The 21304-nt window shown below is 61.1% G+C and carries 16 protein-coding genes, 1 tRNA gene and 1 pseudogene; 11 read left to right on the forward strand and 7 right to left on the reverse strand.

What is annotated here, in order from left to right; genetic code table 11:
* Nucleotides 1-149: 149 nt before the first annotated feature.
* From SJY20_RS04525 to SJY20_RS04535, 3 genes are all read right to left on the reverse strand, one after another.
* On the reverse strand, nt 150-1466 hold the full coding sequence (locus tag SJY20_RS04525; RefSeq protein WP_380785409.1) for an Nramp family divalent metal transporter: 1317 nt from the start codon (nt 1464-1466) through the stop codon (nt 150-152).
* Nucleotides 1467-1735: 269 nt separating this feature from the next.
* The gene (locus SJY20_RS04530) at nt 1736-2620 is read right to left on the reverse strand and encodes a VacJ family lipoprotein (RefSeq protein WP_380785410.1); all 885 of its coding nucleotides are present in this window, start codon (nt 2618-2620) and stop codon (nt 1736-1738) included.
* 497 nt (nt 2621-3117) lie between these two features.
* Entirely contained in the window at nt 3118-3741 is a 624-nt protein-coding gene (locus tag SJY20_RS04535; protein ID WP_380785411.1) for a DNA-3-methyladenine glycosylase family protein, read from the reverse strand.
* 54 nt (nt 3742-3795) lie between these two features.
* Here SJY20_RS04535 and SJY20_RS04540 point away from each other — a divergent pair, with 54 nt between their 5' ends.
* Nucleotides 3796-4113, forward strand: a complete 318-nt coding sequence (locus tag SJY20_RS04540; RefSeq protein ID WP_380785412.1) for a 2Fe-2S iron-sulfur cluster-binding protein — start codon at nt 3796-3798, stop codon at nt 4111-4113.
* Between the two features lie 157 nt (nt 4114-4270).
* On the opposite strand, the gene rlmB is transcribed toward SJY20_RS04540, so the two are convergent.
* Nucleotides 4271-5017 (reverse strand): 23S rRNA (guanosine(2251)-2'-O)-methyltransferase RlmB, encoded by a 747-nt coding sequence (rlmB, locus tag SJY20_RS04545; RefSeq protein ID WP_380785413.1) that lies wholly within the window; start codon nt 5015-5017, stop codon nt 4271-4273.
* A 160-nt stretch (nt 5018-5177) separates the two neighbouring features.
* On the opposite strand from rlmB, the gene SJY20_RS04550 reads away from it, so the two are divergent.
* The 6 genes from SJY20_RS04550 to SJY20_RS04575 all read left to right on the forward strand — a co-directional run bounded on the left by SJY20_RS04550 (nt 5178) and on the right by SJY20_RS04575 (nt 11259).
* Nucleotides 5178-5264 (forward strand) — tRNA-Tyr (locus SJY20_RS04550).
* 519 nt (nt 5265-5783) lie between these two features.
* The gene (locus SJY20_RS04555) at nt 5784-6602 is read left to right on the forward strand and encodes a tyrosine-type recombinase/integrase (RefSeq protein ID WP_380785414.1); all 819 of its coding nucleotides are present in this window, start codon (nt 5784-5786) and stop codon (nt 6600-6602) included.
* A gap of 544 nt (nt 6603-7146) precedes the next feature.
* A complete protein-coding gene (locus SJY20_RS04560) occupies nt 7147-8595 on the forward strand; it encodes a Hint domain-containing protein (RefSeq protein ID WP_380785415.1) in 1449 nt (482 codons plus the stop codon).
* A 458-nt stretch (nt 8596-9053) separates the two neighbouring features.
* The gene (locus SJY20_RS04565) at nt 9054-9773 is read left to right on the forward strand and encodes a glycosyltransferase (protein WP_380785416.1); all 720 of its coding nucleotides are present in this window, start codon (nt 9054-9056) and stop codon (nt 9771-9773) included.
* A 790-nt stretch (nt 9774-10563) separates the two neighbouring features.
* Nucleotides 10564-10902 carry a hypothetical protein gene (locus tag SJY20_RS04570; RefSeq protein ID WP_380785417.1) on the forward strand — a complete coding sequence of 113 codons (339 nt, stop codon included), beginning with the start codon at nt 10564-10566 and terminating at the stop codon, nt 10900-10902.
* Between the two features lie 138 nt (nt 10903-11040).
* Nucleotides 11041-11259 (forward strand): hypothetical protein, encoded by a 219-nt coding sequence (locus tag SJY20_RS04575; protein ID WP_380785418.1) that lies wholly within the window; start codon nt 11041-11043, stop codon nt 11257-11259.
* Here the strand turns inward: SJY20_RS04575 and SJY20_RS04580 are convergent.
* A complete protein-coding gene (locus tag SJY20_RS04580) occupies nt 11236-11544 on the reverse strand; it encodes a hypothetical protein (protein WP_380785419.1) in 309 nt (102 codons plus the stop codon). The two genes, SJY20_RS04575 and SJY20_RS04580, sit on opposite strands and share 24 nt — an antisense overlap.
* 687 nt (nt 11545-12231) lie before the next feature.
* Here SJY20_RS04580 and SJY20_RS04585 point away from each other — a divergent pair.
* Together SJY20_RS04585 and SJY20_RS04590 are read left to right on the forward strand one after the other, a co-directional pair.
* A complete protein-coding gene (locus tag SJY20_RS04585; protein ID WP_380785420.1) occupies nt 12232-12603 on the forward strand; it encodes a hypothetical protein in 372 nt (123 codons plus the stop codon).
* A gap of 500 nt (nt 12604-13103) precedes the next feature.
* The gene (locus tag SJY20_RS04590) at nt 13104-14351 is read left to right on the forward strand and encodes a VWA domain-containing protein (RefSeq protein WP_380785421.1); all 1248 of its coding nucleotides are present in this window, start codon (nt 13104-13106) and stop codon (nt 14349-14351) included.
* 144 nt (nt 14352-14495) lie between these two features.
* Here SJY20_RS04590 and SJY20_RS04595 read toward each other — a convergent pair whose 3' ends face one another.
* Nucleotides 14496-16955 (reverse strand): TonB-dependent receptor, encoded by a 2460-nt coding sequence (locus SJY20_RS04595; RefSeq protein ID WP_380785422.1) that lies wholly within the window; start codon nt 16953-16955, stop codon nt 14496-14498.
* A gap of 670 nt (nt 16956-17625) precedes the next feature.
* On the reverse strand, nt 17626-17880 hold the full coding sequence (locus SJY20_RS04600; protein ID WP_380785423.1) for a hypothetical protein: 255 nt from the start codon (nt 17878-17880) through the stop codon (nt 17626-17628).
* Between the two features lie 360 nt (nt 17881-18240).
* On the opposite strand from SJY20_RS04600, the gene SJY20_RS04605 reads away from it, so the two are divergent.
* Together SJY20_RS04605 and SJY20_RS04610 are read left to right on the forward strand one after the other, a co-directional pair.
* A complete protein-coding gene (locus tag SJY20_RS04605; RefSeq protein ID WP_380785424.1) occupies nt 18241-18408 on the forward strand; it encodes a hypothetical protein in 168 nt (55 codons plus the stop codon).
* A 1393-nt stretch (nt 18409-19801) separates the two neighbouring features.
* Nucleotides 19802-20428, forward strand: a pseudogene (locus SJY20_RS04610) (WcbI family polysaccharide biosynthesis putative acetyltransferase); the annotation flags it as partial.
* Nucleotides 20429-21304 lie beyond the last annotated feature (876 nt).

Raw genomic sequence — 21304 nt, forward strand, 5'->3', positions numbered from 1 at the left:
CGGCGAGCTGCTGGTCGGCGGTGGCCTGCGCGGACGGGACGGGCGGCTGTACGGTGTCTGAAATCACGCTGGTCCCGGAAGTCGTTACGGTTGACGCGATCCTAACCGGAATGGCGGCAATGTCACCCGCGACTTCGCAGGGGGCGTGTTCAGAGCATCCCCCACAGCAACGTCGCATTCAGCCCGATGATCACCACCGCGATCGCCCAGGCCAGCACGCGCAGCCACACCGGGCTCACCAGCGTCCCCATGATCGTCGTACTGCCGGTGAAGGCGACCAGCGGTACCACCGCGAACGGCAGCTGCAGGCTCAGCACGACCTGGCTCAGCACCAGCAGCTTGGTGGCGCCGGCATCGCCCATCGCGCCGACCACCATCACCGCCGGCACGATCGCCAGCAACCGCGTGACCAGCCGCCGCGCCCACACCGGCATCTGCAGGTTGAGGAACCCCTCCATCACGATCTGCCCGGCCAGCGTGCCGGTGATCGTCGAATTTTGCCCCGACGCCAGCAGCGCGACCGCGAACACCACGCTGGCCGCACCCATCCCGAGCATCGGCGCGAGCAGCTGATGCGCCTGGTCGATGTCGGCGACGTCGGTGCGTCCCGCGACATGGAAGGTCGCCGCCGCCAGGATCAGGATCGCGGCGTTGATGAAGAACGCGAGGCCCAGCGCGACGGTGCCGTCGATCGTCGCCATCGTGATCGCGTCGCGCTTGCCCGCCTCGTCCTTGGCGAAGGCGCGGGTCTGCACGATCGAGGAATGGAGATACAGATTGTGCGGCATCACGGTCGCGCCCAGGATCCCGATCGCGATGTACAGCATCGCCGGGTTGGTCACGATCTGCGTCGTCGGCACCAGCCCGCCGAGCACGCCCGCCATGTCGGGCCGCGCCAGGAACAGCTCGAAGATGAAGCACCCGGCTATGATCACCAGCAGCGCGACGATGAACGCCTCCAGCTTCCTGAACCCGAACCGCTGCAGCGCCAGGATCAGGAACACGTCGAGCGCGGTCAGGCACACGCCGTACAGGATCGGCAGCCCGAACAGCAGCTTCAGCGCGATCGCGGTGCCCAGCACCTCGGCCAGGTCGCACGCGATGATGGCGATCTCGCACAGCACCCACAGCACCACCGAGACCGGCTTCGAATAATGCGCCCGGCACGCCTGCGCCAGGTCGAGCCCCGCGACGATCCCCAGCCGCGCCGACAGCGCCTGCAGCACCATCGCCATCAGGTTCGAGAACAGCACGACCGACAATAGCGTATAGCCGAACGCCGACCCGCCGGCGATGTCGGTCGCCCAGTTGCCCGGATCCATATACCCGACCGCGACCAGATACCCCGGCCCCGCAAACGCAAACAACCGCCGCCAGAACGAAGCTCCCGCGGGCACCGCGACGCTGCGGTGGCTGTCGCCGAGCGAGGCGCCGATCGAGGAGGGGGTGGGGGTCACTGCATCCATGCCCGCCGCTCTGCCGTAATGCTCGGGGAGCGACAAGCGCCCGTGGTCGTCCAAGTCGCTTCCAGATTTTTCATCGCTCCGGACTTAGCCAGAGGTAATCCCCGTCGACCATGTACGAGCCGCAGTCTTACGGTGTCATGCCCCTCCTTGTTCTCCCGCGAAGGCGGGAGCCCAGTCTGGGTCCCCGCCTTCGCGGGGAAACACGTCTTACGTGATCGGCCAGTTTGCGGAGCCATGGATGCCGCAACAAGCCCGGTATGACGCAGCGTCTACGGCGTAACGGTCTCTGGCACCGGCACGGGCGTCGACAGCGGCTCAATCGGAGTCGGCGCAGAAACCAACGCAGTCTCAGGCAACGTCCGCACCACCGGCGGCGGCGTTACCCGGTCGCGGCCATGCAGATGGTCGATCTCCGCCTGCCGCCGCCGCAGATAGAATTCGCGCGACGCGGTGTACGGGTCGACCGATCCGTCGTGCAGCACCTCCAGCGTCTCGTCGAAATCGGCGCGGTGATCCAGTGCACCCAGTGCGCCGAGCGGCGCGGTATAGGCGACCTTGGTGAACGGCGACCCAATCGTCGTCGGCAGGATCAGGCGGTCGATGAAGCCGCCGAACAGGTCGCGCACCGTGGTCGGCCCGACGATCGGCAGGAACAGGAACGGCCCGTTCTTCACACCGTGGAAGCCCAGCGTATCAGCGAACCCGTTCTGCCGCCGCGGCAGGCGGAACGGCTTGCGCTTGGCGAAGTCGAACAGCCCGGCGACACCCGCGGTCGAATTGATCGCGAACCGCCCCGCAGTCTCCGCCGCCTTGCCCGCCTTGAACTGCAGCAGGAAGTTCAGGAACACGATCGGCTCCTTCAGATTGTACAGGAAATTGTGAATTCCGCTGCGGATCGGGGAGGGCACCTTGCGCTTGTAGGCGCGCGCCACCGGCCCCAGCACCGCGCTGTCGACCGCCTGGGTCGCGCCGAACGCTTTCAAATTGGCGCCCTGCAACGGATCGCCTTCGCGGGTCCGGCCGAGCACCAGGATATCGTCGTCCTTCAGCTCGATCCCCGCCGCCTTCGCCGCGGCCGCCTGCCGAGTCTCGGCGCGCTTCGTCTCGACCGCCATCGTCGCCTGCGCATCGCGGCGCGGGTTCCCCGATGGCACGCCCTTGCTGTGATCGGATTCGGGCGCACCCTCAGAGGGCGCAACGACCGGCGGCGCGGCCTGTACGGGAGCAGCCGGCGCCGTCGCAATCAGGGGCGGGGCGGGGTCTGCTATTTGCGGGGGCGCTGTAAGCAAGGCCATCGTCAGTATAAGCACGCACGTCGCTCCCGGTCTGTCCGTCCCTCAAACGCCAGCGCAGACCAATAGGCAATAGATGACAGCCGAATGAAATCGCTGTCCTACACGCCCGACAGGTGCGAGCGTTCCGTCAGACCCGAGTCGCGCTATTTCTCATCCCGGCGACTGTAGGACGCTCTCCAACGCCGTCCCCTCACTCACCCCCCGCCATCCACGCCATCTCCCCGCCCGTCATGCCAGCGAAGGCTGGCATCTCCCGGTTCGAGCCGTGCGCTCTCTACAGGGAGACCCCAGCCGCGGTGATGACGAAGAACACCGTCTCCGGCGTGACCTTTGTGACCTTCCGCGACCCGCCCGGCTCAAATCACCTTCATGTCCGCCTGGTAATGATGCCACGCAAAAATCGCCGCCGCGCCGCGATGCGGCCGCCAGGCCTCGGCGACCTCACGCGTCAGCTTCTCGCTCGGCCGCGCGTCATGCCCCAGGATCCGCCCGACCGCGATCTGCACCGCCAGGTCGCCTGCCGGCCAGATGTCGGTGCGGCCTTCCGCGAACAGCAGATAGATTTCCGCCGACCACCGCCCGATCCCCTTCACGCGCACCAGCGCCGCGATCGCCTCCTCGTCGTCCTCGGGCAGGTTCTCGAGATCGAGCCGACCGCTGGTCACTTCGTCCGCCAGGCTGCGCGCATAGCCGAGCTTCTGCCGCGACAGTCCGGCGCTGCGCAGCGTCTCGTCGCTCGCCGCCGCGATCTTCGCAGGGTCGGCGGCGCCCTCCACTACCGCGTCCAGCTTGCGCCATACTGCAGCGGCGGAGGCGACACTGACCTGCTGCCCCACGATCGTCCGCAGCAAGGTCGCGAAGCCGCGGTCGCTCAGCCGAGGGGCAGGGGAGCCAGCCTGCGCGACCGCGGCGGCAAACGCGGGCTCGACCGCGCACAGCGCCGCCATCGACGCGTCGAGCTGTTCGGCGGTCAGCCCCATGATGCTTGCCCGACGGAGTGCGGATAGGCATGGGAAAATTTTTCGGAGATTATCATGCCCAAGCTTATCGTCGTGACGCGTGAAGGGGAAGAACGCGAGATCATGGGCGAGGCGGGCCTGTCGGTCATGGAAGTGATCCGCGACGCCGGGATCGACGAGATCCTCGCGCTGTGCGGCGGCTGCTGCAGTTGCGCCACCTGCCACGTCCATGTCGACCCGGAGTTTGCGGCCAAACTCAAGCCGGTCAGCCCGGACGAGGACGACCTGCTCGATTCGACCAGCCACCGCGACGCCTATTCGCGACTGTCCTGCCAGATCGCCATGACCGACGCGCTCGACGGCCTGAAGGTCCGGATCGCCGAAGAAGACTAAACTTCCCTCGCCCCTTCGGAGGGAGGGAGGGAGGCGCACTTGCGCCGGAAGGGTGAGGGGTGTTGGGACGCACCGTCCCGAGCCTCGAGCCCCTCACCCTTCCCACCGCAAGCGCGGCGGGCCCCTTCCCTCTCCCCGGCGGGGAGAGGGAGTAGGATTACCGCGTGGTCACCGCATACAGCGCGATCGCCGCGGCATTCGACACGTTCAAACTCTCGACCTTGTCCGAGATCGGCAGCTTGGCCAGCTCGTCGCAATGCTGCTCGGTGTTCTGCCGCATGCCCTCGCCCTCGGCGCCCAGCACGATCGCAATCCGCTGCGTGCCCATCGCCTCGCCCAGCGTCTGCGTGGCGTGCCCAGTCAGCCCGATCCGCCAGAACCCGGCCGCGGCGATCTCCTCCAACGCGCGCGCCAGGTTGACGACGCGGATCCACGGCACCGTCTCCAGCGCGCCCGATGCGGCCCGCGCGATCGTCCCCGATTCGGGCGGCGCGTTGCGGTCGGGGGTGACGATCCCCAGCGCGTCGAACGCCGCCGCCGACCGCAGGATCGCGCCGACATTGTGCGGGTCGGTGACTCCGTCCAGGATCACCAGCGGCCGGTTGTCGTCCTTGCCGTGCTCCAGCAGGTCGGCCAGCCACATGTCCTCCAGCGGCTCGACCTCGATCACCACGCCCTGGTGCGGCGCATCGCCCGGCACCAGCCGCGCCAGGTCGGTGGCCTCGGCAAACGTCACCGGAACGTTCGCCGGCAGGTCGAGCCCGGCCAGCGCCTCGCGCGTGCCCATGATTTTCCGCACCACCCGCTCGGGGTTGGCAAAGGCGGCAGCGACCGGGTGCTTGCCCCAGAAGCGCGGGCGGCCCGCAGGCGCCTTGCTCGGCCGATGGCCTTTCCGCGCGGCCATCAGCGCGTTCCGCCTGGATATGTGTCGGTCATCGTCGGTCTTTCATCTGGTCGCATAACGTGCGGAAAGCGCTATGCGGCGACGCCCGATGACGCAAGTCGCGTTGACACGCCCGGCAAGCTTCGCCATGGAGCCGCCTCGCTTGAAGAAAGCGACACCTGGACAGGTGGCCGAGTGGTTAAAGGCAGCAGACTGTAAATCTGCCGGAGTTTCTCCTACGTAGGTTCGAACCCTACCCTGTCCACCATCCCTTCATTTCAGGTTGTCTCACGCCGTTTCGGAAGAAAGAGGCGGCAAAGCGCTGATTTGAGAGTTGTGCGTTGTCTCGCAGCGTCCGCAGTGTCTCCATGCAGCGCGATCGAATGAGGGGCACACCGGGGCATTGGCAAATGCCCTTGGGGGTATCGCGTGCTGACCGATACGGCCTGCAAAAAGGCGAAGCCCCAAGACAGGCCATACAAACTCACGGATGCGCAGAATTTGCACCTATAAGTGACGCCCAAAGGCTACAAGAGCTGGCGGTGGAAGTACCGCTCTACGGGCAAGGAGAACCGACTAGTTTTCGGTGTCTATCGGAGGTCACCCTGGTAGAAGCGCGCAGCCTACGCGAGGACGCGGCCCGGCAGCTAACCGTCGGCGTGGATCCGTCTGTGGACAAGCGTCAGCGCGGAGCTGCGCATATGGCGAGGGCGGGCGTACCTTCTGAGCGGTAGCGAACGACTGGTATGCGAGCCAGGAACGGACCTCGTCGCCTCGGTATGCAAAGGTGGTACGGCGGAGCTTGGATATCGACGTTCTTCCGCGGCTCGGCTCATCGCCGATCGTGTTGCAGGTTCTTCGAGCGATCGAGCAGCGTGGAGCGATCGAGACGGCGCACCGCGTTCGCCAGCGGATCTCGGAGATATTTGCTCGAGCAATCGCGAGCGGCATTGCGACAAGCGACGCGGCGACCGTCGCAGCGCGCGCGTTGTCGAAAGTGAAGAAGGGCAAATATCCGCCCGTGCGCACGCTCGATGCGGCGCGGAAGGTCCTGCGGACGGTCGAGGCGCAGCTGGGGCATCCGCTTACGAAGCTGGCGTCGCGCCTCCTGGCACTCACCGCGGTTCGCTCGGGCGTTCTCAGGCTGGCCGAGCCGAAAGAGTTCAAGGCTCTCGACGGGCTCAATCCGATCTGGCGCATACCGGCCGCGAAAATGAAGCTCGTGCTGGAGCGCAAGGAGGATGCGGCCTGCGAGTTCATCGTGCCGCTGGCACCGCAGTCGGTGGAGCTGGTCAAAATGGCGATCGAGTTCACCGGTGCGCACCAACCGTTGATTTTTCGGAGTGTGCGTCATCCGCGCAAGCCGATCAGCGACAGCAAGATCAGCAAGGCATATCGCGAAGCCGGCTTCTCCGGGCTGCACATTCCGCACGGCTGGCGGTCGACCTACTCGACCGTCATGAACGAGCTGGCCGCGGTGGAGAATCGGGTGGGGGATCGTCCGATCATCGATCTCATGCTCGCGAATGTCCCGGAGGGCGTAGAGGCGGCGTACAATCGCGCCGCGTGTATGCCGTGTCGACGCGATCTGGCGCGCGAATGGTGAGCTATTTCAGCCGTTGCTGCACCGTACTGCGCCGGTGATCGATATTTCTCATAAACCCCAAACCCGGGGATTGCGGCCGGTTTCCGCCACCGCTGTGATCGCACCGTTTGCGACACGAAAAGCCCGCGGGCAAGGCGGGGGGCTTTCGCAGTATTTAGGTGTGCAATTCGGGGCCGACGAGATTGGTCGAATGCGGACCGTCCGCTATTCGGAAGGCAGATGGCGTTAGCGGACGTCGCACGACGCTGCTGACTTCTGCCACCGGCATCCGAGTTTCCGCCTGCTTCAGCGCGAAGGCAAGCTGCTCGTCCGTGTACCCTGGATTTCTTCATTGCCGGCTCCTCGCCCGAAGGCGTTTTGAGGCCGAAAAACCCTCGCTCAAAGGGACTAAAAACAGGGGGGCGTCAGGACATAATCGCGCCTATTGTGCTAGTTAGCACAATATATATAAAGAACGCCCCGGCGATCATATGGCGATGGCCGAAGGCATGGGTCGTCGCGTTCCAACGGCTGAGCAGAGGCCGGCAACAGAGGGGTAATTTTTGTGGCGCAATTTACGTGGAATTACACTTTTCCCGACGGCAACGTTAGTTTCGTGGTCGAGAACGCAGGCAACAACACGTATACGATCGTCAGTGCTACTGGAACGGTCGCCGGCAACTACACCGTTACTGGCCTGGGGACGACCCACGCGCCCGATAACACTTTGTATTCCGATACGAGGCACAGCTTTGACTATGGATTCAGCAATCAAGGCGTGTCGCTGACGGTTTCCGACGGGACGCCGGGCTCGGCAGGCTATCAATATCACCTCTCGCCCGTCAGCGTGTTTACCCAGCTGCCCTCGGGTGGGTTTAGCGTCCAGACGCAAATCGAGGGGACCGTGTACGACGCCCGCGACAATTCGGTCAGCGTCAACACCTCCGTGCCTGTCTACACTAACAACGTTCCTCCCCCCTGTTTCGTCTCTGGTACAGGAATATTGACAACAAGCGGAGAGGTGCTTGTCGAGGATCTTCAGGTTGGCGACGTCGTCGTTACCGCTGCCGGCAATGAGGTTCCAGTTCAGTGGATTGGAAGCCACGCGGTTCGTTGCGACCGCTGCTTTGATCCGACTTCTGCGTGGCCCATCCGCATTTCGGCCAACGCTTTTGGCGAGATGAAGCCTCACCGAGATCTTTACCTCTCCCCGGGCCACGCTGTGTGGGTTCCGTTCATGGATGAGGGGGTTTTGATCCCTGCGCTGTCGCTGGTAAATGGTGCAACGGTTGCCCAAATCGAGACGGACGAGGTTACCTATTGGCATATTGAGCTGGCAACGCATGATATCCTGCTCGCAAACGGGCTTCCGGCGGAAAGTTATATTGACGTCGACAATCGATCTTTCTTCCAATCTACGGAGGGTTACCTCCCCCCCGACCGAGCGCCCCGGACATTCGATGATTACTGCCGTCCGTTCTTCGCAGAGGGATATGTCGTCGATGCCGTTCATAAAGCGCTGAGGGACAAGGCCTTTGCCATGGGATGGACGCTTGAGATTGCGACCGATCCGAACCTCCAATTATCCGCAGATGGTAAGATAATTGAGCCAGCTTTTTATAATAACCAGGCAAGATTCATCGTGCCGGCAAACGCCAAGGACGTATGGCTTCTTTCGGAGACATCGGTTCCGTATCACGTTCTGGGGTCGTCTGATCGTCGATCGCTGGGAATCCAGCTCGAAGCGATATCGATTGACGACGGGCTTTCCGTTCAACGTGACATAGCGCTGGATGATGACCTGCTTTGCGTTGGCTTTCACGGAATTGAGACCGAAGATACGTGGCGTTGGACGGCTGGGAAGTCTCGACTACCCGCTAAGCTGTGGGAAGGGTGCAAGGATATCGCAATATTCCGGATCTCGTTTGCCGCGCCCTGCCTTCCGCGGTGGGCGCCGCCGCAACGCCCCAAGGCTGACGTAGAGGATGTCTTTCGGCTGGCATCGGCAGCATAAATTGCCGCCGCATTGCTCGTTCTAATCCGGATGTATCATTGGTCAGCGGTCAGAAAAATCACCTCCGGATTCTCTATTGGTCCGGTCATACCGCTAAAATGCCAATTGAAACGGGTATTCAGCGAGTAGTGCGTCAGTTAGCTCGGGGTCTACGCGACGTAGGCTCCGAGCTTGTTGAGGTTTTTTGGGACTCGACCCAAAAAATACCCCGACTTCGTCAATTCGACGCTGAGGGTTGGAATTCTGACAGTGCCCTTGTAAATGGGGAGGACTGGCGCGCTGATTGGCTGCTTGTTCCTGAGATACCGAGCTGTGTTCTTACGGATGGGGCGGATCCGGTCCAAATTGGCAGGTCTTTCGGCTTGCGTGTGGCAGCGCTCTTGCATGACCTTATTCCCCTTAAGCTCAGTGAGTATTACGACAGTCCCGCAAGAGAATTGTACAATCGCTATTACTCGATGTTCGTCAACGCCGACCTTGTTATCACAACAACCCACTATGTAGCTGCCGAATTTCGAGCATATCTCGCAGCGCGGGGGCTTCCCGTACCGCGTATACTTGTTGTCCAGCTACCCGCTCAATTGGCAAATTGTAGCCGGCGCACGTCGAAACACTCGTCCCTTGATGCCAATCAGTTCAGGCTTTTGACGGTTTCAACTTGGGAGCCTCGAAAAAATCTTCCGCGCCTTCTTCGATCGCTTGTGCAGGCTCAGAGTATTACGAACAAAACTATAAGCTTAACGATCGTTGGCTCGCATGGGATGTACACGAACTATATAGACGAGGTTCGGCATTTACTTACCGGAATGTCTAACGTGACAACTTTTGAATGGATCGACAATGAAACTCTCGTCGCACTCTACGACCGGCACGATGCGGCGATATATCCGTCATGGGAGGAAGGTTTCGGACTGCCGATAATGGAGAGCTTGTGGATGGCTACCCCTTGTATCTGTCATTCCGGGTCATCAATGGCAGAGATCGCGCCTGGGGGCGGGACTGTTCTCGTGGACATGCTAGATGAAACTGCGATCGCGTCGGCGATATGTAAGCTGGCCGAATCTCCTTCGGATATAGCGATGCTTAGAAATCAAGCTACGAGCCGCGCCCTGATGAGCTGGTTCGATTATGCCCATATGATAAATGATGGACTTGCGTCTGAGCAAAGCCGGGCATGAGCTCTTCGAGTTTGTGCGCATGCCTTAACGGGCATGCGCGCCTGCAATGACGGTTGCAATTCGCAAAACGCTCGGCGGGGGTTGGCGCTGATTCTGACTGTCCAAATCGAAGCCTGCTCGCTTGATGTTGTTATCATCGCCGAGATGTTGAAAACGGACCGGATTGAGCTGCGGCGCCCACTGCGAAGAAGAAGAATAAAGACATAAGCGACCCGCCATGTATCGGTCGAGAAGCAAGAGCGTGAAGATAGTCGGACTAGTCCGACTAGTCCGACTAGTCCGACTAGTCCGACCAGTCTGTGAGGCGACATTGACGGCGTTACAACGGTGTTGCCAGATTAGGTAACTGCTCCGCTGCTCACCCCACCGGCAATCCGCGAGGATGTCAGGATTTCCGGGTGCGGGCAGGTGGTTGAGCATTACGCCGCCATGGCTCGAATGAAGCGCTCACCAAAGATTACGGCGAACTGAGCCTTGGCCATAATCCACTCACGTGACGGCATCTTCCACTCTTTCTCCGAACGGTTCCAAATCAGGTACAGCGGCTTGGTAGCGGAGTGCTCTCGGGCACGGACGGCGCGCATGAGCTTGGCTTAAAGATCGAAGCGGGCGAGAGGACGCAGTCTGATCCGCAAATTGAGCCACGGTTGCCAGCAAGCGCGCCTTTCCCATTCGTCCAAGCATCGATCTGATCGCTTCGGGAAAGCGATGTCCGCCGCAGTCCGACCCCGCCACTACTCACGCTGCTACCTCCGTGCCCTGCCGCCCCGCCACAACGCCTGCAGACCTCGTGGCGGACATCGTCGTCGAGGAGAACTGGAACAAGTCGCTCGGCGGCCAGTGGCGCTTCGTGAAACAGGACAGTTCCGGGATCGGGCGATTGTTACAACAGGGATTGAGGCGCTGTATTCTCGATGTCAAATTGGACGTAATGGTGCGCGAGACGTTGAACGGCGAAGAGATGCGTGACCCTGACCGTCGCTTTGGACCGATGAATCTCAAATTCAAGCTTGGTAAGCTTGTGGGCGAACGATTCTGCTTAACCCACAGATCGATAATGAAAACCTTGGTGCGCGGTACAGTCGAAGGAAGATGCTGTTCAAACCCAATGCGACGCAGGCATCGATGAGATCGTCCATCTCCGGCGGCGACGGCGGATTGATCGTGGGAAGAGCGGAGATCTTCGGGGATCATGCCGATCCGCCAGCATGCGCAGATTTGAGAAGAAGGCATCCGTTACCTCGGTCGTGCCTGTCCGGTTTCGCGAGTGAACGGCCGCATCGCCATCCAGCGAAGTGCTGACGAACACGTCCGGACGGTCGAGGATGGCCGGTATCTCGTCATCGACATGCTGAAGTTTGGTGCAGACAACGAACTCGACGTGTTCGAAGCGCTCGCAGCGTTCGATAACCGCGCGGATGATGTCTGGCCTGCGCGTAGGTTCGCTGCCTTGGCACTCTATCTACAGGCGAGGCGCGTCCAGTAAGTCGATCATCGTCAGGACCGCAGCGAGCGTCTCCTCGCTCCAATCGAAGCCTCGCTGGGCCTCGGCGACACGTGACATCCGACGGTAGCTGCAAGAAAGGTTGCAGCGGAGGGTCGGGACGAGGATCAAGTAATCCAGCGTTCCAACAGATGTGGTGCGATCAGCCATGCCGCGCATGTGGGCGGCCTTCCCGAGCAGGTCGCCTTTGTCGATCGAGAATCCGTCCGACCGCAGGAAGGCGCGGTCGCCGTCCGATATCCGCTCCTCTTCCAGCCGGTCGAGCAAGTCCGGCGTGCCGATAAAGAAGCGCCCGGCGTCAATGATAGCAAGCGCGCCTCCACGCCCTACCGGTCGAAGGCGAAGCGGTACGAAGCTCAAGCGACCAGCGACGCGAGGACGACTTGGGGATCCCCGTCGGCTCATCGACCAGTCGTTTGTTCAGCAGCAGGACGCGCCAGCAATGTCGTGCCCCCGCCTCGTCTCGTGCCCCCGAGATCGTCACGCGTCTACCGTCCACCCGGGCCGAAGCGTATCGAAGATCATGGTCATACGTTTTGCCGCTTCGACTTCGTAGGAGTGTTTCGGGTCGACAACTCGACAAACACTTCTACTACCTGCACGTCGCCCCCCGTTCAGCTTTTGCTCGAAACGCTATGATCGGGTTCTAACGACGGCAATACCTTATTTATTCGATATCCAGATTGCCGATCCGGACGACAAGCCTAAACTCCAAGGGGAGCACGCGGGGGAAGCCTTGGTCGAACGCAAGCCGGTGCGGCGATCACCCAAACCATCGGACGTCACGCAGTCAATCGGGACAAAGGGTCTGAACAAGACAGGCGGAAACGGTTGGCTCATCCTTATCGTGGCAGATACGCTGCTGTTTGCGATCGGAAATGCTCGTCGACGACGCGCGGCGCGAACTCATCGGTCACCGTTGCCGAGGACGTAGGCAATGCGCAGGAAGCCTTGGTGACTGCGGTGGCAGCGCAACCACCTTCGCCGCCCGAACCGCTAAGTCCGGTAGGCGTCCGTCGCGGCGCCGCGCGGGTCTCCATAACCGCGAAGGAGGAACTCGCCGGCGAGATGATCCACAGCCAGAACTGCTTCGATCACGTCGGTAGGGCGTTGGGCTGGCGGAAGCTCGACGAGTGCGGGGGCTTCGATGCGGAAGCGCGTTCAACGCTCGGCGACGGCGAACCGGTCGGTGCGGAGAATGAGATGTCTTGGTTCGAAATCGAAGCCGCGGCCGGACGGTATCTCAAGGTGGCCGTCGACGCGGGACTTAATGCCAACGCCGCGGACCTGCGCCTCGCGGCGCTACAGGCCAAGGTCAACACATAGCACGAGGTGAAGCCAGGAACCCCCGACGGTCGCGACGCCGACCGAAGAGCCGGCTGATCAAACCGAATCCATAAAGGAGGAAGAAAATGCGACCGCTGCTGTCTGACCCTAGCGGTGCTGGTGTTCCGGTTGAACCGGGCGAAGGACAGGTAAGCCGAGCGCCGAGCCTGTGCGGCTCAAACCGTCATCGTATATCGCCACCATGCTCTCGTCGAAGTACGATGTTCAGGACAGTTGGGCCGCTCCAGCACTGCCTTCCTGGTGTGTGCTCACCCGGAAAAATTCTGTTTCGGTAGCCTCGAAAGTGTTCGTCATTGGTCCTTCGTGTAGGAGGGTTGTAATTCCCAGTAGGTTCGTAGAGCTTCTGTTCGTCAACATGCGAAGGCTATTCGATGCTGCTAAGATCTCGGTTTGCTTGGCTTTGGCTGCTGTCGATTCCACTCTTCTCGGCATCCTGCAGCAAGGCGCCAACGGGCGGCGGTGCGGCGGATGTACCGACGATGGATTTTGCGCCCGAGGCGGCACCCAAGGTGACGACGAAGAAAAGCGAGTGGCACGTCGGCGGGATCGTCGGCGGCAGGACAGAGATCACGACGGTCGAGCCGACGTCGGCACCGCCGGTCGTCATCGAACCCGAGATTGCGTCGCCGCGGCAGCCTGCTCCGCAAGCCGGCCTGCTCACCGCAGGCGATGTGGACGACCTGCTGAACCCGACGCAATACGCCCAATATGCCAGCCGCTTCCTCCAGCGGCAGGCGACCGCCCTGCCTTTCGTGGACACGCGGACCCGGGTCACCATCAAGGTAGTCGATGCGCGTGGCCGGCCGGTGCCGTTCGCCAAGGCCGAGGTCCGCCGTCAAGGGGGTGCGCTGCATCTGGTCACCGCTGCCGACGGCACCGCCTCTTTCTTCCCCCGCTTCGATCGCATACCCCAGCAGACGGCCGTCGCGATTTCGTCCACGGCTGGATCGGCTCAACGCTCCGTCTCGCTTGCAGGAACGCGACTGGTACAGGTTCGATTGCAGGGCCTGACGACGGGCCCCACAGCGATGGATCTGGCCCTGGTGATCGATACGACGGGCAGCATGGGCGACGAGATGGCGTATCTCAGCGCGGAGTTGCAATCGATCGTCTCGCGTCTGCAGCAGAATGTCGGTCAGCTCGACCTGCGCATCGGCGTGATCCTCTACCGTGACGAGGGCGACGCCTACGTCGTTCGCTCGGTTCCACTCACCGCAGACGTGAACGCGATCCAGGCGCTACTGGCGCAACAGAAGGCAGGCGGCGGCGGGGACATGCCGGAGGCGATGGACCAAGCCTTGGCAGCCGCCACGCGACTGCAATGGCGAGCAGGGGCTGCAAAGGCGCTCCTTCTGGTCACCGATGCACCGCCGCACGACGATGCTCTTGCCGCCAGCCTGAAGGCCGCCGAACAGCTCCGCGAAACCGGTGTCCAGCTGGTACCGGTGGCCGCGAGCGGCGTCGACGACACTGCGCAATATGTCCTCCGCACGATGGCAGCGATGACCCAGGGTCGCTATGTGTTCCTGACGGACGACAGTGGCGTGGGCGATGCGCACGCCGAGCCGGATGTCGCCTGTTACCTCGTCAGTCGGCTCGACCAGTTGCTGGCGCGCGTGCTGGCAGGGGTTGCAACCGGCAAGCGGGTCGAGCCGAGATCCACGGACGTGATCAGAACAGTCGGCTCGTACGATCGCGGCCGCTGCGCCGTGCCGCAACAAAGCTGAGGAGCTGAGGACTAGATCGACAGCCCCCCCTCAGCGTCATGCGCCTGTTCGGGCTTGGCGGCGATCGCTAGCAACATCCAATCAAGCGGGCGCTGCCCTCCGACATACCCGTCGAGGCGGAGGGTCACGCCGTACGCCAGGGCATCAGAACCCGATGCCGATCGTCCCGAACACCTGCCGCGGCGCAAGCGGGAAGAAGTTGTACGTCCCCGACGCCGCGCCGATACTCAGCGTCGATTCCGCCTTCTTGTCGGTTATGTTGGTCACGTTGATGCTAAGCGTGAGCTTCTTCGCGACGAAGCCCTGGCTCAGCGGCACGTCAACGCCGATCCGGCCCGACATCGTGAAGTACCCGCCGACCGACAGGTCGTTGGTGAAGGTCGCATAGCGTCGGCCGAGATAGTCCCCGATCAGTTGCAGCTCGAACGGCGCGACCGATACGGTCGCCACGGTCTTGTTGAGCCATGCCGGCGATCCCGGGACCTTCTTGCCCTTGGTCAGCACGGTCGCGGTGCCGTTCAGGTAATTATCCTCGAACCGCGAGTTGTTGTACGACAGCGCGTTGTAGATCGAGAAGGCGCTGCCGAAGCGCAGGGTGCCGGCGACGTCGATGCCGTCGGTCTTCACGCTGCCGACATTCTGCAGGACCGTCGCGCCGCTGACGATCGCCGTGATCGTCGCATTGGGACTGATCGACAGCAGCCGGTTGCTGAAATCGACGTGATAGACACTGATCTGGCCCTGGAAACCGGTGATCGGCCCGAGGTCCAGGCTGCGCTGCGTGCGGACGCCGCCCTCGTAGGTCCAGCTGGTCTCGGGCTTGGTGTTGTCCTTGAAGAATTCGAATAGCGTCTGACTGCCGAGCGCGAAGGGCGACAGGCCGGCGGCCGCACTGGTCTGGAACTGCCGGATGTTCTTTTGCGCGTTGACGAAGACCTGCTCGTGCTCGCTTGCCTCCCACAGCGCGCCGACCTGCGGCAGGAAGACGCGGTTGGTGTTGAGCTTGCCGACCGGCAGTTCGCGCGAGCCGGTGAACGAGCCGGGGATCGGCTGAACCGGGATCGTCTGGCTCGCCTTCTGGAAGGTGCTCTTGAAGCCCGCCTGCAGCGTCAGCGTCGGCACGACCCGCCACGCGTCCTGGATATGCGTCTGGATTTCATCGACGCGGATCTCGCTGTGATATTGCGTGATCAGCGGCTGCGCGAGGTCGAGCGGACGATCGTACGGGGTCGACGGGTTGTTGATGTCGAACGCGTACCAGCGGCGCTTGGCCGACGAACTCTGATGCTCGTACCAGCCACCCAGCTCGATCTTGTGGTCGCCGGTCTCGAAACGCAGCGTCGAGATCGCGCCGACGCGGTCGATCCGGTATTCGGTCGTACGCGTGGCGATCCCCGAGCCGCCGAAGATCGTCGATAGCCGCGCCAGGTTCGCCGCCGAGGTCGGGCTGCTGCCCGCTGCGCCCGGATAATAGAAGGAGAAGAGCTGCGGCAGGCCCGCGGCGGTCACCGGCCCGGCAACCACGCCGACGCCGTCGTCGTGATGAAAATAGCCCTGGTTCGACCAGGTCAGGCCGGGCGCGACGGTCCAGTCGTATTTCAGATAGCCGAGATAATCGGTGCGCTGCGCATCGCTGTAATAATTGCGGTAGTTCGCGCCCGGTGCCGCATTCACCGCGGCATAGGCAGGCGACGCGTAATAGGCCACCGCGCCCGCGGCGTCCGGGTAGATGAACGGCCGGACATACGGCGCGACGCCGCGGTTATCGACCGCCGCGGTCGTGCCCGACGCCGGCCGCACGACGATCGAGGTCGCATCCTCGTTCGGTTCGGTCTTGTCCGAATAGGCGAAATAGGCGGTCAGCTTGCCGTGGGAATCCTCGCGGACCAGCTTGGCGTTGGCCTGGTAGCCGCCCTGCTTGCCGCGGAAGTCCCAGGCGCGGGCATCCTGTCGCACGCCCGATACATAGAGCCGCGTGCCGTCGCCCAGATCGCCGGTGTCGAGGCGGCCATAGGTGCGGAACGTCGAATAGCTGCCGAAGACCTGCTGCAGGTTGACGCCGAAATCTCGCTTCGGATCGCTGGAGAATACGTCGATCGTGCCGCCGAGGTTGCTGGTCGACGGGGTGCCGAGATCGCCCGCACCGGTCGCCAGCGTGATGCTGCCGACATTCTCGGAGATCACCGCGCGCTGCGGCGAGAGGCCGTTGTAATTGCCGTATTGCTGGTCGCCGAGCGGGATGCCGTCGAGCGTGTAGCCCAGTTGCTGCTGGTTGAAGCCGTGGACGAACAGCGAGATATTCTGTTCGTTGTTACCCCAGGGATCCGCGGTCAAGAAGGTTACACCGGGGAGCGTCTGCAGCGCCTTCAACGGGCTGATGCCGGGCAGGACCTTCTGGATCTCGACGCCCGACACCTGGCTTACCGAGCGCGTCGTCGTGCCCGTGACGACGATCTCACCGGCCACACCGGCTTCGGACGCCGGACTGTCCTGTCCCGCCGGTTCCGTCGGCGCTGCCAGCGTCTGCGCCTGCACCATCGACGACGTCAGCACGGCCATAGCGATGCCGCTCGACAACCGTGCCGTTACCAAAAATCTTTTCATCAGTCCCCGATCCCCGTCACGCCCCGTTCCAGCGCGCTCGAAGACCGGTTAGGCGGCGATTGCGACGATGGGGCGACAGGCCCGTGACGATCATGTTGCATGCGGCGGGCCGTCTTATCGTCCCCTCCTGATCGTCGGGCCCAGATGATAGGCGTCCGCTTCTGAGAGCGCATCGCGATTTAAACATTCAGTTATGGGTCGTTGCTGCGTCATTGGAGTCCGGGTTTTAGACGCCGTGAATGTTTGGTGATGAAAACACGCGTCAGCCAGGTGGCAACTGTCCCAACTCAGCATCATTCTAAGGACACGACGCTTTAGCTGCGTATGGCGACCGGCTTCATGAATGAGCGTCTGAAGATGGGAAGCGAAAGGGCCGGCCGAGCGTCCACTCCTGGGTCATCCGCCACACGGCAAGAATCTAACAACGCGCCAACCACGACAGACCGTGCCGTCGGCGAGGTCTATTCGATCGACTTGTCGCGCTTCCGATTTGACAGCGACAAGAGTGGTCGCTCCATCATCTCACGATCGTCTTTTGGCGGATAGCGCAGCGGCGAACGGCGAAGGCATCCACGGAGGCCGCTTTAACGACTACAGAGTGATCTTTTGTCACTTAGATCTGAGCGAAAGTTGAGCACAAGGAAGACGAATGCCTGCCCATGAGCCGATTCTACGCGGCGATATTATGGCCAAGGCTGAGATCCCTCAGGACGTAATGAAGTTCTAGGTTCGCGGCCGTGTGCTGCGTCCGGCCGCAGCCGCAACGGGCATCGGCTTCAAGCTTCGCTTCCGTTGGTATGAGGCAAATATCGCCGCGATCATGAAGCAGCTCCGCATTCTCGGAGTGAAGATCGACGGAATGCTGTCGATAGGCTGCGTCTATCGCGAGGTCATTGCCTACTTCGACGGGTTTGGCCTGGATCATGACCTAGTCTATGGTCTGTGTTCGCTTCTTATTACTGAGAAAAAACTTCGCCACAGAGTAAACAAAGTGCGAAAAACTAAGGGATGCCATAATCCCCTACGGATTCTATTGTAATAATTACCAGATTATCTTCAAATTCGTTTTCGAGCTATGTGAAGACGAAAAGTAAAAAGAGCTTAAGGATGCGCCGCTCGCAGCGGCAGGATAAATTCACGGCGCAAGACGTCTCACTCGTGAGGTTGCCGAAATACGAAAAAATATAGAGCGCGAGGAATTTTACCGGACCTAAACGCTTACCTGACCGTCATCGAGCAACCAAAGGTCATTGATCCCGGTGGCTACAGCGCCAATCTTCAGGAAATGACCTATCTCTGGCGGAGCGACGAGGGCGACGATTATCGCTTTGCATGGGGCGCAGAAGCGGGCGGCGAGGCCATCAAGGATGGAGCAAAGGCCATCATCGCGGCCGACGTCACCGCCGTTCTCTACGAGGTCTGGAACCGGTCGGAAGACGCAACCTTCTCATGATCGTGGGACCCCGCAACACGGTTGACCCGTACGCTCCGCTGGAAACAGTGCCGCGGCCACGCCCAACTGGCGAGGTTTTCCATGTCGCATTGGTCCGCTGGTGGCTGTCGCTACTGGTTGAGGCATACCGCGCGACCAGCAAGCTACGCCTGCGACCACCCAAGGCCAAGCGCGCCCGCTAATCTCGGCACGTCCGTCTTAACCATCGCTCGGAACGCGCTTCCGAGAACGCCGCCGCCTTGCCGGAACGCATTTGATGATCAACGCCAAGTTTGTAGCCGCCCCAGCAGCGGCTTCCGTTGCAGCGAGCGGCAACCGGCAGGCTCCGCGTATCGTTCGCGTGACCCTGCCCGTCGCAGGCAGGGCGCGATATCGCAAGTCGATGCGTCCTGTTCTGAACGCGGACGGCACGCCGAATATGGAGCTGGAGAACCGCTACGAGCAGCTCAGCATGCTGATGTTCGCCGGTATCCTACCTCCGGACAGATCTGCAACCGCATCGCGGAGCTGCACGACGCCGAACTCATCAAGGAAGCCGCATGATGAACGTCGCCCAAGCTTAGCGAGACGGTCATGCAAGCGCAGCGGGTCGTTTCCTGCGTATCGACGACGTGATCGCATGCACCGGACTAAGCCGTGCGACGGTGGGCGGATTTGCCTGGAGGTAGGCGTAATATTAGCAGCCTTGGCGTCTTCCCAGTTATGGGTCGTGCGTGCTTCCGTGTGATGCGGACAGCAGAACCGATGCTGAGCCGGCGTATTGTATCGATGATCTACTGCCTGCAGGCGTAGACGTGATGCATGACCATGGGCGTCGTATTGTACCCGCCGGTTTCGTGAATCATCGGACCGCGACCTTCTTTTCATCAACGCCGTCATCGCGGCGGTGCATGACGTGCGGGGTGCAGAGTTCGGATCGAAGCCGGCGGGCGTTGACGACCGCGCCAAGGCCGTTTGTAAATCATCGCGTTGCACGCTTTCGGTGTCGTTGCCGTCAAAGGAAATACCTCCCTTGACGTCCGTTGTTCTTTTCTGTCGCCATGAAGGGGCAGCCCGTATCGAAGCCGCGCGGACCTGAGCGCACTCACCAGCGCTCGCTCGGTGTTTTTGAGGTACGGCATTGATTGAAGTCAGTACCGTCATGGCACAGCCGTACGATCTCGTTGTTAAGAGCGCAGCTGATTATTTTCTACAATAATAAAGTGGTATCGCGTCGTATGGTGTAGCGCCATCGCAATCGAGTGATACGCTACGTTCCTTTTCATTTGCGATGGGTAGCGATAGCCGATGACGTAGCCGGATTCACCGAAGGTATGAGTTACCTTCGCGGCCAGCCATTCGATGCTTGCTTTCCTACCCTAGCGCGCGCTGATGGGGAGCGGGGGAATTTATTATGAAACCGAAGATTGCAATACATGGAAACTGTCAAGCGAGTGCATTGCAAACCATGATGCTAAACTACCGGCCACTTTTAGACCGATTCGATGTTATCGCCATCGCACCTGTACATGAAATGTCAATGTCCGAGCGGGCCGAAATGGCCGATCTGGTTGCGTCGCTCGACGTATTTATATTTCAACAAATCTCCGCCCATTGGAGCCCGGCGGATACCGAGTATCTGCTCGGCTTTCTGAAAGGTCAGCGACTAGAATTGCCATCTATGTGGCTAAACGCCCACATGCCTGATATAACGTATTTTGCAAACGAACGCGGGATTAGGCTTCATGTCGGGGGCATTGACTGGGGTTATCACAGCCGTCTGGTTGCGAATTGCTTTGCGCGTGGAGCCAGCGCTGATACCGCCGTTTCGCTGTTTGTCGATCCCGAGGCGCTCGACCGGAACTTCCTTCGGTCCAACTACCGGGATGGTGTGGCCGAGCTAAAAAGCCGCGAAACATCTTGCGAAATAATAATAACGGATATTATTGAAAAAAAGGGTGCTGATTGGAGGGGCTTTCACACTGTTAATCATCCTTGCGGGGAGATTATTACTCACGCATTTAACCAAATAATGGAAAATCTAGGAGTGGAAACGTTAGAACCATGTAGGGATTTTAGCCCATTAAGCCTTATATGCTGGCCAATTACGGCATCAGTCCAAAAAGAATTTGGAATAGACGGTACGGCAGGCGCCTTTTTATCGGGGGACGTTGTCTCGATTGAGGCATTCGTTGAACACTTCTATCGTCTATACGAAGATAAACCTTACCTCATTACAGAGAACGTTGCGATATTTGATGTGACGTGGGTTAATGAAGCGGTGGCACGCGCCGGTCGATTGTTTGGATCTAGCACCTTATTCGCCAGCGACGTTCCTGTGTTACTGCCGCATTAAGTAAATTGTCTTCGCGATCTATGCCTTCGGTGGCCGACGGATGCACGGTCCAGTTCGATGGAGATCAAACGCGATCGGAGGTGTGGTGAATCACGGGACGGCATCGCCACCCTACACGCGCTGGAAACCGCTTTGTTAAGGGATATTGGTTCCCTTCGTCTGGGCATCGCGGCGAGTTTCCTGGATCGACGAGGCCAGAATGCTTTGGTTGCGCCGTTACTGGACCTTGAACCCCACGCGGTGGATCGCACGCATGTAGAGGCTGCGATCGGAATCTTAGCGCTACTCGATATGCATCGTCGCGGCGACACTCGGGGCGTTGACACCGGTGCTGTTCCCTTAGCGCTCGCGAGTTGGTGATGCTTTGGGCACATGGCCATCTTCGGCCCGCGGCTACTAATAGAGCTTCTGGCGTGGCTATCGGCCTGCTTGACGCTCTCGCCGGTATATCGGGTCGGAAACGCCTGCCGTCGCCGCCATCACGAGGGCGGCGAACATTATGCTTTGCTGTCGTGCGTTGGGCGTAAGCGCGGGCAGAACATGGGAGCTAGCGCGTTATTT

The sequence above is a fragment of the Sphingomonas sp. R86521 genome, from assembly GCF_042466235.1.
Taxonomy (GTDB): Bacteria; Pseudomonadota; Alphaproteobacteria; order Sphingomonadales; family Sphingomonadaceae; genus Sphingomonas.

Excerpts from the sequence above, each read along its gene's own strand:
- SJY20_RS04525 (WP_380785409.1), bottom strand. The coding sequence starts at position 1,466 with ATGGATGCAGTGACCCCCACCCCCTCCTCGATCGGCGCCTCGCTCGGC.
- SJY20_RS04535 (WP_380785411.1), bottom strand. The coding sequence starts at position 3,741 with ATGGGGCTGACCGCCGAACAGCTCGACGCGTCGATGGCGGCGCTGTGC.
- SJY20_RS04540 (WP_380785412.1), top strand. The coding sequence starts at position 3,796 with ATGCCCAAGCTTATCGTCGTGACGCGTGAAGGGGAAGAACGCGAGATC.
- rlmB (WP_380785413.1), bottom strand. The coding sequence starts at position 5,017 with ATGGCCGCGCGGAAAGGCCATCGGCCGAGCAAGGCGCCTGCGGGCCGC.
- SJY20_RS04565 (WP_380785416.1), top strand. The coding sequence starts at position 9,054 with ATGTTCGTCAACGCCGACCTTGTTATCACAACAACCCACTATGTAGCT.
- SJY20_RS04590 (WP_380785421.1), top strand. The coding sequence starts at position 13,104 with ATGGATTTTGCGCCCGAGGCGGCACCCAAGGTGACGACGAAGAAAAGC.
- SJY20_RS04595 (WP_380785422.1), bottom strand. The coding sequence starts at position 16,955 with ATGAAAAGATTTTTGGTAACGGCACGGTTGTCGAGCGGCATCGCTATG.
- SJY20_RS04600 (WP_380785423.1), bottom strand. The coding sequence starts at position 17,880 with ATGATCCAGGCCAAACCCGTCGAAGTAGGCAATGACCTCGCGATAGAC.
- SJY20_RS04605 (WP_380785424.1), top strand. The coding sequence starts at position 18,241 with ATGACCTATCTCTGGCGGAGCGACGAGGGCGACGATTATCGCTTTGCA.